This window comes from Sporocytophaga myxococcoides, from assembly GCF_000775915.1.
GTDB classification, from domain to species: domain Bacteria; phylum Bacteroidota; class Bacteroidia; order Cytophagales; family Cytophagaceae; genus Sporocytophaga; species Sporocytophaga myxococcoides_A.
The window spans coordinates 59,957-75,577 of sequence record NZ_BBLT01000015.1 but is presented as its reverse complement, the minus strand read 5'-3'; the positions used below and the strand labels follow the sequence as shown (position 1 = coordinate 75,577).

Below are 15,621 nucleotides of genomic sequence, written 5' to 3'. Positions count from 1 at the left end.
GGTTAATTTTAGTGGGGATTACTTATAAATTTTTTCCGAGATTTTTACGTCATTTTTATATTGCTCGCTTAGAACTTGTTTACCTTCAGCATTATAGTAGTTCCAGGTGCCTGTCTTCTTACCATTGATATAACTTCCGGTAAACTCAATCTGACCGTTTTCAAAAAAGTTTTTATGATTACCATATGGAGTGCTGTTTTTATAGGTCGTTTGGCTTTTTACTTTTCCTGAAGGGTAGAAGGCCTGCCATACTCCAGATTTTATTCCATTGGAATAGTATTGTTTTTCGATTAAATGTTCTTCAGAATCATAAACTAAACGTTCTCCATGAATGGCATTATTGACGTAAATTTCTTTTGATTTAAGCTTGCCATTGTCCCAATATGAAGTCCATTCCCCTGTTTTGATTTTATCCAGATCCCCTGTAATGCTTTTATTTTTTTCCGAATTGCGTTTGCCATTTGCTGACTTCTCGGATAATGTGATATAGTGTTGTTGATGAATTAGCTTACCTTCTTTATTATACAGCTTTGTGTTTTGTGTGACCCCGACATCTTCTGATTTAATAATGCTTTCTTCTGAAATGTTACCATTTTCATGGTAGGAAACATTTTTTCCGGTTTTAACTCCTGCTTTGTAGTTAAATACACTTTTAGGCGCCCCATTATCATAAAATGAATTAACGGTTCCTTCCGGCTGACCGTTTACCATGATTCCTTCCGAGATGACAGTGCCAGCTTTGTTGTATCTTTTAAATTTAATCTGATTTTTGTTGCCATCTTTAAAAGATTCGGTTTCAATTCCACCTTCAGGATAATAAGTCTTGAAGAAGCCGGAAGGGAATCCTCCTTTGTAGTTTTCTTCTGTTTCAGGATTCCCGTTTTCATAAAAGGTTTTGGCTATCCCATTTTTCTTATTGTCCTGATAAGTAATCTCAGAGCGTACCTTGCCTGACTGATAATATTCCTCAACAATTCCATCTACTGCTCCTTTCTTATACATGGCAGTGCTTTTGATCTTGCCGCTATTAAAATAAGAGGTGATCATTCCGTTGAGGCTATCATTCTCATAGAAGCCCTTCTGTAAAAGAGTACCTTTGGGGTCGAATACAGAAAATGGTCCCTTTCTTTTGCCTTCTCTGAATGTTATCCTGGTTTTTACAGCTCCGTTTTCATAGTATTCAGTAAGTGTACTGTCATACAAACCATTTTTGACAAAGCCTTCGCCTGTAAGCTTTCCGGAAGGAGCATATTTTTTATAAAGCTGAAGGTCGGAAGCTGAAGTCTTTTCATATACTTCTTTTGAAAGGAGGGTTCCCTGAATAGAGTAGTTTAGCTGTTCTCCGATCTTTCTGCCATTGGAGTATGTGGATTTTACTTTAGGATTATCATTTTCGTAAAATTCGGCATAGGTCCCATCAAGGAGGTTGTCTTTATAGTTTGATTTTATAAGTATATCTCCTTCCGGGGAAAACAAAGTATAGCTTCCGTTTTTTACTGTTGTGTCATCTTCATTTACATAATATTGTTCTCTTACAGGAATTTTCATTCCTGCACTATCATATTTAGGATAATAGGTAGAGATCAGCTTCTGACTTTGGCCAAGTGCCGGAACGGCAGCCAGTAGTACAAGAAGAAGAATTACATTTCTGAATAAAAAGGACATAACAAGAAAAGTTTTAAGCAGAACGTATACTTTGTATTTTCTATTAGAATTAGTCAGACTTTAATTTTTTCTGATAACCAAAGCCGAGGCTCCGCCACCACCGTTACAAATTCCACTAACTCCAATAGCTCCATTCTTATTGTTTAATACGCTTGTCAGTGTGGTGATGATTCTTGCTCCGGAACAACCAATTGGATGGCCAAGTGCGACTGCACCTCCATAAATATTCACTTTTGAAGGATCCAGGCCAAGTTTTATATTATTGGCAATGGATACTACAGAAAAAGCTTCATTTATTTCATAGTAATCAACTTCAGAAGCTGATATTCCTGCAAGGTTGATAGCCTTTGGTATAGCAAGGGAGGGAGTTGTGGTAAACCATTCCGGATCTTGCTCGGCATCTGCAAATCCTATAATAGATGCGAGAGGTTTAAGACCAAGGCTTTCAGATTTTTCTTTACTCATCAGAAGCAGGGCAGAAGCGCCATCATTGAGCGTACTTGCATTTGCAGCGGTAACACTACCTTCCTTGTCAAAGACCGGTTTAAGGCCTGGTATTTTTTCGAAATTTACTTTTGTATATTCTTCATCTTCCGATATAACCAAAGGTTCTTTGCCTCTCTGCTCAATTTTTACCGGTACTATCTCTTCTTTGAAAGCCCCTGATTTTACGGCTTCTGCAGCCCTCTTGTAACTTTCAATGGCAAAGTTATCTTGCATCTCACGGGTAATATTCATTTGTCTGGCTGTGTTCTCAGCAGCATTGCCCATGTGATAATCCTTATAGACATCCCACAAACCATCTTTGATAATACCATCAGTCATCGTGCCATGTCCGAGACGTAATCCGAATCTTGCTCTGTCTGCATAGTATGGAACATTAGACATGCTTTCCATTCCCCCTGCAATTACTATATCTGCATTACCCAGCATTATAGATTGAGCACCCAGCATTACCGCTTTCATTCCAGAAGCGCAAACCTTGTTAATAGTTGTACAAACAACAGAGGTGGGAAGGCCGGCAAATATTGCTGCTTGTCGTGCAGGTGCCTGTCCTAGATTTGCGGTAAGTACATTGCCCATGATTACCTCTTCCACATCCGAAGGTTTGACTTTTGATTTATCCAAAACACCTTTAATAGCGATACTGCCTAGCTGTGTAGCTGAAAAATTTGCCAGTGAGCCTCCAAAACTGCCTATGGGTGTTCTCACTGCTGATATGATATATACTTCTTTCATATTCTATGTTAGGTTTAAATTCAACGCTAGCTTGTACGCTCTAAATACAATTCGGTTAAACTTTGTTATAAGCTACTGATTAAGTTGATTTTGCTACCAGTCTGGTAAATCCTGAGCGTCTTCAGGTTTGGTCATTTGTTTTTGCTGAAGGTACTGAATTTCATTTTGCTTCATAGCATCAAGAATTGCTCTTGCTCTTTGAAGACTTAGATTAGCAGCTTTTAATCTATTAGAAATTAAGTCTTCATTCTCCTTATTACCATTTTTTTGATTTCTCAGTTCATTTTTCTCATTTTCCGGATTGGATTGACCTCCCTGATGTTTTCCACTTCCTTCTGAAGCTGATTTTTCTGTATTATTAGCGCCTTTGTTTCCAGAGTTGCCTATTGAATTTCCACTTCCAATCTGGTTTTCATCTGATGCTTTTCCTGTATTTTCCTGATTGGAAGCCTGTTTTTCTTTTTTATATCCAACTCCGGTTTGATATTGCTCTTCTAGTTTTATCAATTTCTGAATGAGTTCAAAATTGATTCTGGCAATTTCATTGGCCGTGTTTGCTTTCAGAGATTCTGTATAATGGTAAATGGCTTTGTTTTTTTTTCCAGTCATCCAGAAGACGTTTGCCAGTTGTTGATGAGCTATTGATCTGGTAATTCTATCTTCTGAGTTCAACAAATTATGATATATTTTTTTTGAATTGGCTGTATCCTGAATATTATAATAGCTGTGGGCAAGGTTTAACAGAATGTCTTCATCCTTGATCTTGTACTTGTTGATGAGAATTGAATAATCCTTTATCGCAAATTCATATTCGCCCTTCTGAAAGTTCTGCTCTGCGGAGTCAATATAATTGTTGATTTCCGAAAATCTGTTCAGGAAACTCCAGATAGTAACAAATATATTTGCGAGAAGTATCAGTCTCATAAACTAATGGTTTTAACAGTGATTAAAACATCCAGAAGTATAAGAAACAAACCAAAAAGGAGGAAATAGAAGTATTTATTTGCGGTAGCATCAACTTTCTGATAGCCTGTTGTCACCCCTTCAATTTGGTTGATCCGTTCAGAAAGGTAATTCAGATCATTTCTGTTATCGTTTGTTTCGAAATAAGAACCACCGGTTGTTGAAGCAAGTTTTTTCAATTCAGAGGATCGTAGAGATGTGATTATTTCCTGCCCTTCTTTATCTTTTTTAGGTCCATAAGTTTCAGGTATGGTGCCTCCGGAAGATGTACCAATACCTACGGTGAGGAGGGAGATTTTATTTTGTTTGAATAACTTTAATAATTTGTCCGGATCTGCTCCAAAATTTTCCCCGTCAGATATAAGAATGACAAACTTTCCCACATCGTGAATTTTCGTTTTAGTTGCAGAAAGCTTTTCCATTGCAAGTTGCATGCCTGAGCTTATATTAGAGGTGCCGCCTACCTGTCGTTTTGTAATGGACTGAAGGAACATTTTGAAAGCATCTTTGTCATAGGTGAGAGGGCAGAGTAGGTTGGCATCCGAAGAAAAAGTGATCAGGCCGATTCGGGCAGAGTTTAATCGGTCTGCAACATTGGAAAGCTCTTTTTGAGCCTTTTCGATTCTGGAAGGAAGTACATCATTACTATTCATAGAGGCCGAAACATCAAGTACAAAGAAGATGTCTTTTCTTGTAGTTTTAATTTCCTTTTTGGTATCTCCGAAAGAAGGTCCAAGGAAAGCTATAATGAAAGCTCCGAAATAAGCAGAGCGGAGGAAGAATTTATAGAAAGATCTCCTCATATTGCTTTTTACTTTGGATGAAACAAGTATCATCCGGATAAAATACATGAGGTAAAACAGGAGAAAAATTCCGATAAGTGTATATTCAAGAATACCGATAGGTTTACTCCAGATCATTTGTTCAGAACAAAATTGAGATTAACAGGGTGGAAAAATAGGCTTTTTTGAACAATAAATTAAAAAAATATAAGAAAAGAAGATGAAAAGAAGAGGGTAAACCATTGCAGTATAGAATTATATTGAAAATTTGAGAAATTATTCTAATTATTTTTAGAATTTAGTTGGAATATTAAAATAAGTTCCGTTATCTTTGCATCGCTTTTTTGAAAAAGGGAGAGGTGCCTGAGAGGCCGAAAGGAGCGGTTTGCTAAACCGTCGTACGGGTCAAACCGTACCGGGGGTTCGAATCCCCCCCTCTCCGCTGGAAACCTGGGAGAAAAGTTTGGGAGGCAAAACCTATCAAAAAGATAGCAAAAGTTCTTTAAAGTTTCGGGGTGTAGCGTAGCCCGGTTATCGCGCCTGGTTTGGGACCAGGAGGTCGCAAGTTCGAATCTTGCCACCCCGACTTATTTCTTTCTTAGGAAAGAGCTGTGATAAAATACTGCTTTGTTCAATTGAACGGGTCCTGTAGCTCAGCTGGATAGAGCAACTGCCTTCTAAGCAGTAGGTCTTTGGTTCGAATCCAAACAGGATCACAAGAAAGCTTAAAAGCCTGCAATAGGAAATGTTGCAGGCTTTTCCTTTTAATTAAAAGGAGATGAATTTTCTAAATTAGAATTATGGGAGGCAAAACCCACAAAAAGAAGGCAAAAAGTTCTTAAAGTTTCGGGGTGTAGCGTAGCCCGGTTATCGCGCCTGGTTTGGGACCAGGAGGTCGCAAGTTCGAATCTTGCCACCCCGACTTTTCTTTCCTAGGAAAGAGCTGTGATAAAATCACTACTTTGTTTAATTGAAAGGGTCTTGTAGCTCAGCTGGATAGAGCAACTGCCTTCTAAGCAGTAGGTCTTTGGTTCGAATCCAAACAGGATCACACAAGAGATGTTAAAAGCCTGCAATTCCAATGTGTTGCAGGCTTTTTTGTTTTTGATCGGTAGTTTCTTCTTATAAATTATACTGGATCAATGGGAAAATCTGGGGAAGTGATCCGAGATTTCAAGATCTGATTGATACCGTCGCTTTAAGCGATGGCATCAATTAACTTACGGGGTCAATCGTCTAATCAAATAAAATATTCAGAAGCCTCCTTTTTTCATTCTGTATTCTTTAAGTGCCTCAATATATAATCTAATAAATGCCTCGTTTGAAAACGGATTTTGGCTTGTTACCAACTCCCGGTCCTTGATGGCAAAGTTTTGTTTAGGTTTTCCATGTTTGTAATCTAGTCCTAAGCTCTTTAACTGCCTTGCAATTTTGCGATTGTATGGTTTGCCTTTCATTACAAATTTTTCGATATAGAACTCTTCGAATCCTGATACAGAATTTACCTTGTAACCGACAAAAGGATTTTCAGCTTTGGGAATAGAGAGTATCAAAGCTGGCGCATGGCAAATCAAACCTATCGGTTTTTTGTTTTGAGAAAATCCCTTGAGGATTTCGGACATCTTTTCATCATGTATCAGATCTACCATTAATCCCTGCCCTCCAGGTACTATTATTCCTGAGTATGCATGAATATTTTGAAGAGCATTTTCCAAAGACAAAGGCCTATTAAACCTTGGATTGCTATTGATAAAGTCTTTTGCTTCCTGAATCTCTCCTTCTTTTCCTTTCCAATAAGTTAAGTCATAACTTTCCTTATCAATGGATGAAACGATTCCCCCTGGTGTTGCAAAATCTACACCATAGCCCAGATCGACTACTTCTTTATATGCCAGATAAAACTCACTTAAAAATACACCTGTCTGATTATATGTCTTCCCATTTTTTAAAGGAAGTTCCTTTGCTGCACTCATTACAAAGAGTATCTTATTTTCTTGTGCTTTTAAAAAGGAAGCTGTCAAAAGAAGGATTGTGATGAAAATTGTTCTGGTTCTCATTATATGAATAGTTTTTTTAGAATGAATGATTTAGTACTTCTTAGAATGAATGATTTAGGACTTCCAAACCTTCTGAATTTTAATGTCAGCTGATTCTTTCAGAATATCAACTTTCATCAGAAAGTGTGAATGTTAATTATTCAGTTAATGAAAATCGGATTTCAGAAATACAATTGCATTAACATATGTAAAGGGATTTTAAATAAATTTGACAAGTCTTGGGCAATGATGAGAACTTTAAAAGATTGCACTAGAAGATATTTCAGTTTTTCCCTTTTTTGTATAAGAGGCAAATCGTAGTATGTAGAATTAAGGGAGACAAAACTGATAAAGGAGAAGCAAAAAGTTCTTTAAGTTTCGTGGCGTAAAAATTTTAAAAAAATCAATGTGTTGTAGTTTGTTTTATTGGTTAAACATGGTCAAGTTTCATTTTTTAAAATCCATTGATTAAATTTATTATCTATATTATTGCCAGTTACTTTTATTGATATCCTTAATATTTCATCTATTTTTATTGCAACCTTAAATTATTTTGATCAATTTGACGTTAAAGGTTAGATGAAACGATTACTTGCATTTCTATTTCTGTTTATTTATCTATTAAATCATGCAGTATATGCGTTGCCTGTATTTAATAGTGCAGATAATAGTTATGAATTTAAAAAGAAATGCAAGTATGGAAGAAAGGATAAATTAATTAAAATTCCTTCTTCCGGAAAAACAAACTTATCAGATAAGCAGAAAAAATCAGATAAGAAAATTATAACTTTTTGTTCATCTGATATACATATTCTTCAGTATAACTTTTATTCAATTATATCACACAACCTCAATAGCCATCATCAGTTTTATGAAGCTGCTGATTACTCTTGCTGGGGCAATATTCATTCTCCTCCTCCCTGTTTTAATTAGTTAATTTCAAATTGATATTACATACAGATGTAATAGGGATAATTATGTCCTTTCAGAATCACTCTGTATAGTTATATAACCTTGCCTCATTCTTAATGAAGGTACGGGATACCTATGTTTTTCAAAAGAGCTAACTAATTAAAACCTCCAATGACCTTACAAAATAAAAATAAGTCAAAAGCAATTATACTGACCATTTTAATCAGTATCTCTTTATGGCATTCGTCATTTGTATTAAGGCCTGTAACAGGGAACGATACATTAATAGGCAAAGACAAAGATTTGATAAACTATGCTGTTCTTATCAGTCAACCTAATCATATAAAAGCAGTCGTTAACACCGCTGAAGCGATAACAAAAGACAGTAAATACAAGCGAGATACATTGGTTGTTATGGCCTGCGCCAAATCCGTAGAAGTGTTTGTGAAAGATAATGAATTTGCTGATATGATTCTGAAAGGAAAAGCCGCTGGTATACATTTTAAGGTATGTGGCATGTCTCTTCACCAATTCAATATTGATCCTGCTACATTAATAGAGGGAATTGATATTGTTCCCAATGGACTTACCTACTTGTTTGATTTGCAGATGAAAGGTTATAAAACCGTGGAGTTGTAATCAATTAAAATGTGAGTCTTGCTCATATTATTCAATCATAAAAACAAAAACTAAAATGGAAGCATTTAAAATATCAGATAAAAATACTCTATACCAATCATCCTCTTCAGCGGTTTTGCTGACAGGACTAAGATGGGTTACCGGCTGGCTCTTCTTCTCTGCTTTCTGGAGAAGATTGATTCTGGAAAATAAATTAGATCCAGATGGAATAGGCTATGTGGGAGAGAAGTTTAATCACTTCTTTCCAAACGCCATTATCGTTAAGCCCATGATTCATTTCCTGATCACTCATCCTGATTTCCTGCAAATATTTCTATTCGTATTTACAATCATTGAAGCACTGGTGGGGCTGGGTTTATTGCTTGGATTATTTACCAGAGCCTCTGCATTAGGAGTCTTTTTGCTATCGCTGGGAATCTTATTTGGTGCAGGATGGCTTGGAACAACTTGCCTGGATGAATGGCAGATTGGTGTTCTGGGTACTATAGCAGGGTTGGTTATGATGGTAGCAGGTGCAGATAAATTCTCTTTAGATAGGTGGCTTCTTTCAAAATTCCCCGGTTTAAATGATAAAAAATGGATTCAATATGTGGGGTCAGGTGATATTAATTTGAGTAATAAAGCATTTACATTCTTCTCTTTGTTCATCGCTGTATTTTCTCTGGCCATAACTTTATATACCAATCAAGTCTTTCATGGGGGCGTATGGGGCAAACTTCATAATCTTTCATTGAAACCGAATATTGTAATTTCAGACGTAAAGTACGATAAAGCCCGAGGTCTAAGTTTTGATCTGTTTCGCGATCAGGGAATTGATACTTATGGTGCATTTATCACAAGGATTTCGTTGAAAGATAAGAATGGGAATGTTATTAAAGAGTATTTGTATAATGAGCTTTCTGAAATACCTGGTCAGAATATTGATAATTATTATATTACCAAGGTGAAAACAGGCAAAAATAGTTTGATCATTCCCTTAGGAGCCAAAGCAAAAGTTACTTTTCCAATGGACATTACAGAAGGGGGAAATTATTTTATTGAAGTGGAGGACATAAGCGGTAAGGTCTGGCAGCACAGTTTTAAAATTCAGAAAGTAATATAATGACAGACAAGGGATATAAAGTCGTATTTCATTTAGGAACTAATGACGAGCAAGTATGGAAATCATTGATAAAGCAAATTGGAAATGTCCAAAAAGAAGTCCCGGCAATCATAGTGGAAGTCATAACTCACGGTTTGGGGGTGGAGCTGTTGTTCAGCAATAGCAGATTCTCCAATGTTCTGGAAGAAATGGCTAATAGGGGAATTCTGTTTTCAGCTTGCAGGAATACTCTTAATGAAAGGGGCGTGTCTTCTTCCTCTGATTTAATCTCTGTCGCAAGAATAATACCATCTGCATTAGCTCATCTGATATTCAGACAAAGCGAAGGGTGGAGTTATATAAAAGTTGGTATTTGAAATAAACATTATAAAAGGTGCTTAAAAGAGCACCTTTTATTTTTTTAACTGTTGGAAGTACTCATTTTGTAAATTATCCTTGAATTCTTGCTCGTTTAATAATAAGGATGCAAAAGAGGTTACCTAATTCACCCAGTTGATATATAATGCTTTAAAACCTAAATTTTTATTGCTATGAACAAAATTATATTCACAATCCTGCTGTTTTTTTTTAGTTACAAAGTTTTTCCTAATTCTCGTATTTTAAATAGTTTTGAGGGATCTGTATTGTGTGATACACTTGTCACAACATACCGGATCCCAGAGGAATTTCAAGGAAAATATCATTATAAAGTTGAGGTACTGAAAAGTGATACGTCTCAGCAACTGGTAATAAAATATCTTTTGGAAAGCGCAGAAACTGAAGTTATAAAAGAAATTACCACGGATTTAAAGAAATACTTTTCTTCTTCAATTCCCTCTTCTGCTGCAGATGCCAACCTTAGATGGATTGTAGTCCACAATATTTATATAGACGGTCAGTTGAAATCAACCCAATTGACTATGGGATGGCCATACAATCCTTGCTATACTTTAAAATCTGATTGCAAGGAAGTTATTGTTTTCAGAAAAAGACTGGAAGATATTTGTCCTGCTGCGGATGTTTATCCTAAGCCGTTCGTAAAAATTGTAAATGATAGTATTCTGGTCAATTTTAAAAATGTCATAAAGCCCCGCAATGTTACTTGTAAAGCTTTAGGGACAGAGGTTGTAACGGACAGTATTGTATTAAGCAAGCTTTCACAACTTGAATTTATGATATTCCATGCCGACACTCAGATTGTATATTGTGTAAATGCACCATGCCCTCCTCGGATAGAAATGACAAAAATCGGAACAGCAGATCTCCGCAATTGTCTTCCGGATAAAAATGAAAATGTATTTGAAGGATCTTTTCTGTGTAAAAATCTAAGTGCAAACCTTAACCTTCCTAAAAATCTTCAGGGAAATTACAGCTATACTTATAAAGTTGAATTTGTCAAAAATACATTGGTCATCGATTATTACCTGACACAAGATCGGGCTGATTGGCTTGAAAAGATCAATATTTCTTTGAATGATGTATTCCTGCCGGAAAATGTGATTAAGGATAATAGACTGGCAGAAGTTCCGGTAATTCAGAATGTTCATTTAAATGGGAACCTATATGTAATTAAGGGCTTTGGACAACCAGTGAACAGATGTTTTGAATATAAAACTGATTGTAATAAAATTACTTTATACAGGAGGTATTTACATGCGATATGCTCAAGCCAGGATATTTATACTAAACTAACTTACAGGATAGAGGAAGAGAAGGGGGCTATCTTTGCCAGTCTCAGCGATTCGATTGTCTTTTCAGAGATTGTATGTCTTGCTGTTGGAAACGTTATTAAAAGTGATAGTATAGAAATTACCAATATGAAGGATCTTAAATATGAATTACAGGTGAATGAAGTACGGAATTATCACGGCGAATTAATATACAAAGCTCCGGATTATTATACATGGTCATCTAAAGTTGAACTTAATGAATGCGTTATTGCAGGAACAGACAAAGTTGAAACTGTAAATAACAATCCCTGGCCGAATCCTTGCACTACTGACATACATCTGAAAGGTCACGAAGGCAAAATCATCTTTACCAATCAGGTTGGACAATTGTTTGTCATAGGAGGAAATGAGGTCTTTAATGTCTCCGATTTGCCAAGAGGTATCTACATTATTACTTATGAGAAAGATGGTCTCACCAGAAGGGAGAAGGTAGTCCTGAAATAAAATAAGAACTCCGGTTTTGAAAAAAGCCGGAGTTCTTATTTTTGATTTAATTAATGGTCTGAATTTTATTTTAATACAAATGTATTTTTACCAAGAAGCTGTATGAATTAAGATTTGTAACCTCAAGTTTTCAAAAGATCTTTTAAAGCCAAACTTATATTGGTTCGGGTTATTTTTACCTTTAGAATTTTTTAAATAAAAAAGAACCTCAGTATTTATACTGATATTTAATGCCAGCCCTCTATTCACTGATTGTATTTTTGATTCTCTTTCCAGTTAATATTGGATTGAATAATCAATCTTTTCAAGATTAATATTCGTATGCAAATTCCAATGCCTAATTATTAAGCTACCTGGTATGTTAGAAAGAACTAAGCTGGAATAATGAGCTGTGGTTTTGATTGCCAAGGACCTAAAATAAATGCTAACTGTTATATAAATGAAGTAGATCCTATTAACATTAAAGAAGTCGTTCACGTATATATGCTATATCATTTTGTTATTACTTACTTTTCTAAATTTTAAATTCTTAAAGTGAACCTATGAGAAAAATCTCTACACTTTTTTATGCATTACTTGTTTGTCTGTTAGCTTTTCCCTTTGCTAATGAAGTATTAGGTCAGGCAGGAACGATAGATGAATCGTTTGTAGCAAGTAAATTTAATTCACATGTGAGAGTTATTAAAGTATTGTCAGATGGGAAAATAATTGTTGCAGGAGAGTTTACGAGTTATAATGGAAAAACCGTAAATAGAATAGCACGATTAAACGAGGACGGTTCCCTGGATGAGACCTTTAATCCTGGAGGTACAGGAGCTAACAGCAATATTCATGCTGTGGAAATACAAAAGGATGGTAAAATTTTAATAGGTGGTTCATTCTTTAGTTATAACGGTGAAGGGACAAACAGACTTGCAAGATTAAATCCGGATGGAACTTATGATAAAACATTTAACATTGGAGAGGGATTTAATAATATTATATATGCAATCGCAATTCAGGAAGATACTAAAATTATTGTAGGAGGGGCTTTTACTGTTTTTAACAACAGTAGCATTAATAGAGTCGTTAGACTTACCTCAACAGGGGCAAAAGATGATACCTTTGTTGTTGGTACAGGATTGAATGGAGAACCAAGATCTATTATTATTCAACCAGATCAGCAAATATTGGCAGCCGGGCTTTTTTCGACTTATAATGGTGCAGCAGCTCAAGGTGTTGTCAGAGTCAATGCTAATGGCTCAAAAGACAATACATTTAATAGCAGCACAGGGACTAATGGAGAAGTGTGGGATATGGCTCTTCAATCTGATGGAAAGATCATCCTAGGAGGAGCATTTACAAAGTATAAGAGTATATCTAAGAATTATTTGGTAAGGATTAACAGCGATGGAACGATTGATAATAATTTTGCTATGGGGACTGGGGCTGATGAGGATATCCACTCTGTAACTATACAGAAAGATGGAAAGATAATTATAGGGGGAGAATTTAATACCTTCAATAAAAATTTAGAAAAATACCTTAGCAGATTAAACGCAGATGGTACCGATGATCCTACCTTTAGCTTGGAAATAGGGCCTAATTTACCTGTATTTGCTACCGAATTAGATGCTGATAGTAAAATTTTAATTGGGGGTTATTTCTTACGTTATGCGGATTTGGAACATCCACATTTGGTTCGCTTAAATGGATCTTTATCACCGGTTGCAAACGTTTTAGATGCAGGATTTAATAAGGTATTTAAATTATACCCTAACCCTGCTTTAACTAATATAACTCTTGAACTGCCTGAGTCAAGTGAGGGGGCAGAGTTAAAAATTATCTCAAGCTCAGGAGCCTTGAAGAAGAGCATTGTTTTATCTGACATGATGAATACTATAGACATCAAGGAGCTTGAAAAAGGGATTTATTTTTATGAAGTTTGGTCTCAAGAGGCAAAGAAGATAAATGGGAAGTTGATAGTTCAGTAATTGCATTAAGACTATTAATATCAGGCACGCAATAATGCGTGCCTTTTTATTTATAACAAGGGCGTTAACATGAAGAGATATACAGAATGTAAAAGGATTTCAGTCAGATAATGGATTACCTCTAATTGCTAGCCTTTCGAATGCACAAGTTCTCTGCTTTTGTGAAAATTGATGATTCCTCCATGAAGAAGTACTTCCGTCTGTCTTTCGCTCAGACCATGGGTTAAACGATATTTAAGATTTTTAGTCATATTCAGAGCAACATGCTCGGTGTTTTTTAAGAAGCTGTCAGTTATTCCTGATATTCTGATTTCATCATTCGGATCAATGGTATCATAATCTGATTCATTTATGAATTCAAATGGAATAATTCCGAAATTGATCAGATTCTGCCAGCCAAGGCGTGCATAGCTTTTAGCGATGACTGCAATTTGTCCGATATATCTGGGAGCTATTGCTGCATGCTCTCTGCTTGATCCCTGAGCATAGTTATGCCCGGCTACTACTATATGTCCTCCATAAGTTTCCTGTGCTTTAATCGCTTTAACATAAAACTGACTGTCTATTATATTAAAACTCCACTTACTTATTTCAGGAATGTTGCTACGATAGGAAAGCACTTTAACTCCTGCTTTCAGAATTTCATCCGTAGAGATATTATCGCCCATCTTAAGTAGAACAGGGGCTTCAAATGTATCTGGGAGTGGACTGAAATCAGGGAAAGATTTAATGTTGGGACCTTTTTCCAATTCCCCGCTTGTTCCTGCAGATGGGGCAAGTAGCATTGAGGTGTTTATAATTTCTTTTTCAGAATTCTTGTAATGTGGATATTTCATTCCATATAAGTGCTCCATATCTCTTGGGTCAGTAATTGCGCCTGTGAGAGCTGAAGCAGCTGCGGTTTCGGGGCTGCAAAGATAGACTTTATCATCAAGAGTCCCGGAACGTCCAGGGAAGTTTCTCGGTACCGTTCTCAGGCTATTTTTTCCGTAGGCAGGAGCTTGTCCCATGCCTATACAACCCAAGCAGCCTGCCTGATGAAATCTGGCTCCTGACTTTACCAGATTGGCAAGGGAGCCCATCTGAATAAGATTTTCTATAACTTGTCTGGAGGTAGGATTAATGTCAAGGGATATAGATGGATTTATTGTCTTATCTTTAACTATTTCACCTGCAATCCAGAAATCACGGATACCAGGGTTTGCAGATGAACCGATAACAACCTGAGAGATCGGAGTTCCGGCAACGTCTTTAACCTTTACAACATTTCCCGGACTGCTTGGACAAGCTATCAAAGGCTCCAGCTCTGATAAATTAATTTCATCGGCAAGATCATAAGAAGCTCCCTGGTCAGCAACAATTTCAACCCAGTCCTTTTCTCTTTCCTGAACTTTCAGAAATCTTTTTACTTCATGATCAGAAGGGAAAACAGTTGTAGTAGCCCCAAGTTCCGTACCCATATTGGCAATTACGTGTCGATCCATTGCAGAAAGGCTTTCTAATCCTGGACCGTAATATTCAAAGATAATTCCTCTTCCTCCATTAACTCCATAACGCCTGAGCATTTCAAGGATGATATCTTTTGCACTTACCCAGTCAGGTAGTTTTCCAACCAGCTTAACTCCCATGATTCTGGGCATCTTGAAATGTAATGGTTCACCTGCCATTGAAAATGCAACATCCAGTCCCCCGGCACCCAATGCAAGCATACCAATGGCACCGGCTGCAGGAGTATGACTGTCGGAGCCAGCCATAGATTTTCCCGGGATACCAAATCTTTCCATATGCACCGGATGACTTACTCCATTGCCGGCTCTGCTGTACCAAAGGCCGAATTTCTGTGCTGCAGTTCTTAAAAATAAATGGTCATCAGCGTTTTTAAAATCTTCCTGAAGCAGATTATGATCTACATATTGAACGGATAATTCGGTTTTAATTTTTGAAATTCCCATCGCTTCCAGTTCCAACATGACCATGGTGCCGGTAGCATCCTGAGTAAGGGTTTGATCGATGCGAATACCTATTTCAGTTCCGGGAATCATTTCTCCCTTTACAAGATGAGACTGAATTAATTTCTGGGTAACGTTTAAGGGCTTTTTCATTTGGGATCTCTTAGATATGTATAAAACATGAGTGAGAGATTAATGTTGGCAAGGG

Annotated in this window: 12 protein-coding genes and 5 tRNA genes; 11 read left to right on the top strand and 6 right to left on the bottom strand. The window is 36.5% G+C overall.

The window, feature by feature from the left end; genetic code table 11:
• Nucleotides 1–18 precede the first annotated feature (18 nt).
• The 4 genes from MYP_RS23870 to MYP_RS23855 form a co-directional block, all read right to left on the bottom strand.
• Nucleotides 19–1,665, bottom strand: coding sequence for a toxin-antitoxin system YwqK family antitoxin (locus MYP_RS23870; protein ID WP_045469622.1), 1,647 nt, complete (start codon nucleotides 1,663–1,665; stop codon nucleotides 19–21).
• A gap of 60 nt (nucleotides 1,666–1,725) precedes the next feature.
• Entirely contained in the window at nucleotides 1,726–2,904 is a 1,179-nt protein-coding gene (locus MYP_RS23865; RefSeq protein WP_045469619.1) for an acetyl-CoA C-acyltransferase, read from the bottom strand.
• A 93-nt stretch (nucleotides 2,905–2,997) separates the two neighbouring features.
• Nucleotides 2,998–3,828, bottom strand: coding sequence for a tetratricopeptide repeat protein (locus MYP_RS23860; protein WP_045469615.1), 831 nt, complete (start codon nucleotides 3,826–3,828; stop codon nucleotides 2,998–3,000).
• Nucleotides 3,825–4,787, bottom strand: a complete 963-nt coding sequence (locus tag MYP_RS23855) for a vWA domain-containing protein (RefSeq protein WP_045469614.1) — start codon at nucleotides 4,785–4,787, stop codon at nucleotides 3,825–3,827. Before MYP_RS23855 ends, MYP_RS23860 begins: the two co-directional genes overlap by 4 nt.
• A 215-nt stretch (nucleotides 4,788–5,002) precedes the next feature.
• Here MYP_RS23855 and MYP_RS23850 point away from each other — a divergent pair.
• From MYP_RS23850 to MYP_RS23830, 5 genes are all read left to right on the top strand, one after another.
• Nucleotides 5,003–5,091 (top strand) — tRNA-Ser (locus tag MYP_RS23850).
• A 69-nt stretch (nucleotides 5,092–5,160) separates the two neighbouring features.
• Nucleotides 5,161–5,235, top strand: a tRNA-Pro gene (locus tag MYP_RS23845).
• A gap of 56 nt (nucleotides 5,236–5,291) precedes the next feature.
• Nucleotides 5,292–5,365, top strand: a tRNA-Arg gene (locus MYP_RS23840).
• A gap of 131 nt (nucleotides 5,366–5,496) precedes the next feature.
• Nucleotides 5,497–5,571 (top strand) — tRNA-Pro (locus MYP_RS23835).
• A gap of 55 nt (nucleotides 5,572–5,626) precedes the next feature.
• Nucleotides 5,627–5,700: transfer RNA gene (locus tag MYP_RS23830), tRNA-Arg, on the top strand.
• Between the two features lie 202 nt (nucleotides 5,701–5,902).
• Here MYP_RS23830 and MYP_RS23825 read toward each other — a convergent pair.
• Nucleotides 5,903–6,706 carry a DJ-1/PfpI family protein gene (locus MYP_RS23825; protein ID WP_052430479.1) on the bottom strand — a complete coding sequence of 268 codons (804 nt, stop codon included), beginning with the start codon at nucleotides 6,704–6,706 and terminating at the stop codon, nucleotides 5,903–5,905.
• Between the two features lie 558 nt (nucleotides 6,707–7,264).
• On the opposite strand from MYP_RS23825, the gene MYP_RS23820 reads away from it, so the two are divergent.
• The 6 genes from MYP_RS23820 to MYP_RS23795 all read left to right on the top strand — a co-directional run bounded on the left by MYP_RS23820 (nucleotide 7,265) and on the right by MYP_RS23795 (nucleotide 13,464).
• Nucleotides 7,265–7,618 (top strand): hypothetical protein, encoded by a 354-nt coding sequence (locus MYP_RS23820; RefSeq protein ID WP_045469610.1) that lies wholly within the window; start codon nucleotides 7,265–7,267, stop codon nucleotides 7,616–7,618.
• 150 nt (nucleotides 7,619–7,768) lie between these two features.
• A complete protein-coding gene (locus tag MYP_RS23815) occupies nucleotides 7,769–8,236 on the top strand; it encodes a DsrE family protein (RefSeq protein WP_052430478.1) in 468 nt (155 codons plus the stop codon).
• Between the two features lie 55 nt (nucleotides 8,237–8,291).
• Nucleotides 8,292–9,338, top strand: a complete 1,047-nt coding sequence (locus MYP_RS23810) for a TQO small subunit DoxD (protein WP_045469607.1) — start codon at nucleotides 8,292–8,294, stop codon at nucleotides 9,336–9,338.
• Entirely contained in the window at nucleotides 9,338–9,694 is a 357-nt protein-coding gene (locus tag MYP_RS23805; RefSeq protein WP_045469604.1) for a DsrE family protein, read from the top strand. The genes MYP_RS23810 and MYP_RS23805 overlap by 1 nt, the downstream gene beginning before the upstream one ends.
• 174 nt (nucleotides 9,695–9,868) lie before the next feature.
• Entirely contained in the window at nucleotides 9,869–11,491 is a 1,623-nt protein-coding gene (locus MYP_RS23800) for a hypothetical protein (RefSeq protein WP_045469601.1), read from the top strand.
• 542 nt (nucleotides 11,492–12,033) lie between these two features.
• Nucleotides 12,034–13,464, top strand: a complete 1,431-nt coding sequence (locus tag MYP_RS23795; protein ID WP_045469598.1) for a T9SS type A sorting domain-containing protein — start codon at nucleotides 12,034–12,036, stop codon at nucleotides 13,462–13,464.
• Between the two features lie 128 nt (nucleotides 13,465–13,592).
• Here MYP_RS23795 and MYP_RS23790 read toward each other — a convergent pair whose 3' ends face one another.
• On the bottom strand, nucleotides 13,593–15,566 hold the full coding sequence (locus tag MYP_RS23790; RefSeq protein WP_045469596.1) for an aconitate hydratase: 1,974 nt from the start codon (nucleotides 15,564–15,566) through the stop codon (nucleotides 13,593–13,595).
• Between the last annotated feature and the right edge of the window lie 55 nt (nucleotides 15,567–15,621).

What these genes read in the sequence shown, in the direction of transcription:
- MYP_RS23870 (WP_045469622.1), bottom strand. Translation starts at nt 1,665, where the DNA reads ATGTCCTTTTTATTCAGAAATGTAATTCTTCTTCTTGTACTACTGGCT.
- MYP_RS23865 (WP_045469619.1), bottom strand. Translation starts at nt 2,904, where the DNA reads ATGAAAGAAGTATATATCATATCAGCAGTGAGAACACCCATAGGCAGT.
- MYP_RS23860 (WP_045469615.1), bottom strand. Translation starts at nt 3,828, where the DNA reads ATGAGACTGATACTTCTCGCAAATATATTTGTTACTATCTGGAGTTTC.
- MYP_RS23855 (WP_045469614.1), bottom strand. Translation starts at nt 4,787, where the DNA reads ATGATCTGGAGTAAACCTATCGGTATTCTTGAATATACACTTATCGGA.
- MYP_RS23825 (WP_052430479.1), bottom strand. Translation starts at nt 6,706, where the DNA reads ATGAGAACCAGAACAATTTTCATCACAATCCTTCTTTTGACAGCTTCC.
- MYP_RS23820 (WP_045469610.1), top strand. Translation starts at nt 7,265, where the DNA reads ATGAAACGATTACTTGCATTTCTATTTCTGTTTATTTATCTATTAAAT.
- MYP_RS23815 (WP_052430478.1), top strand. Translation starts at nt 7,769, where the DNA reads ATGACCTTACAAAATAAAAATAAGTCAAAAGCAATTATACTGACCATT.
- MYP_RS23810 (WP_045469607.1), top strand. Translation starts at nt 8,292, where the DNA reads ATGGAAGCATTTAAAATATCAGATAAAAATACTCTATACCAATCATCC.
- MYP_RS23805 (WP_045469604.1), top strand. Translation starts at nt 9,338, where the DNA reads ATGACAGACAAGGGATATAAAGTCGTATTTCATTTAGGAACTAATGAC.
- MYP_RS23800 (WP_045469601.1), top strand. Translation starts at nt 9,869, where the DNA reads ATGAACAAAATTATATTCACAATCCTGCTGTTTTTTTTTAGTTACAAA.
- MYP_RS23795 (WP_045469598.1), top strand. Translation starts at nt 12,034, where the DNA reads ATGAGAAAAATCTCTACACTTTTTTATGCATTACTTGTTTGTCTGTTA.
- MYP_RS23790 (WP_045469596.1), bottom strand. Translation starts at nt 15,566, where the DNA reads ATGAAAAAGCCCTTAAACGTTACCCAGAAATTAATTCAGTCTCATCTT.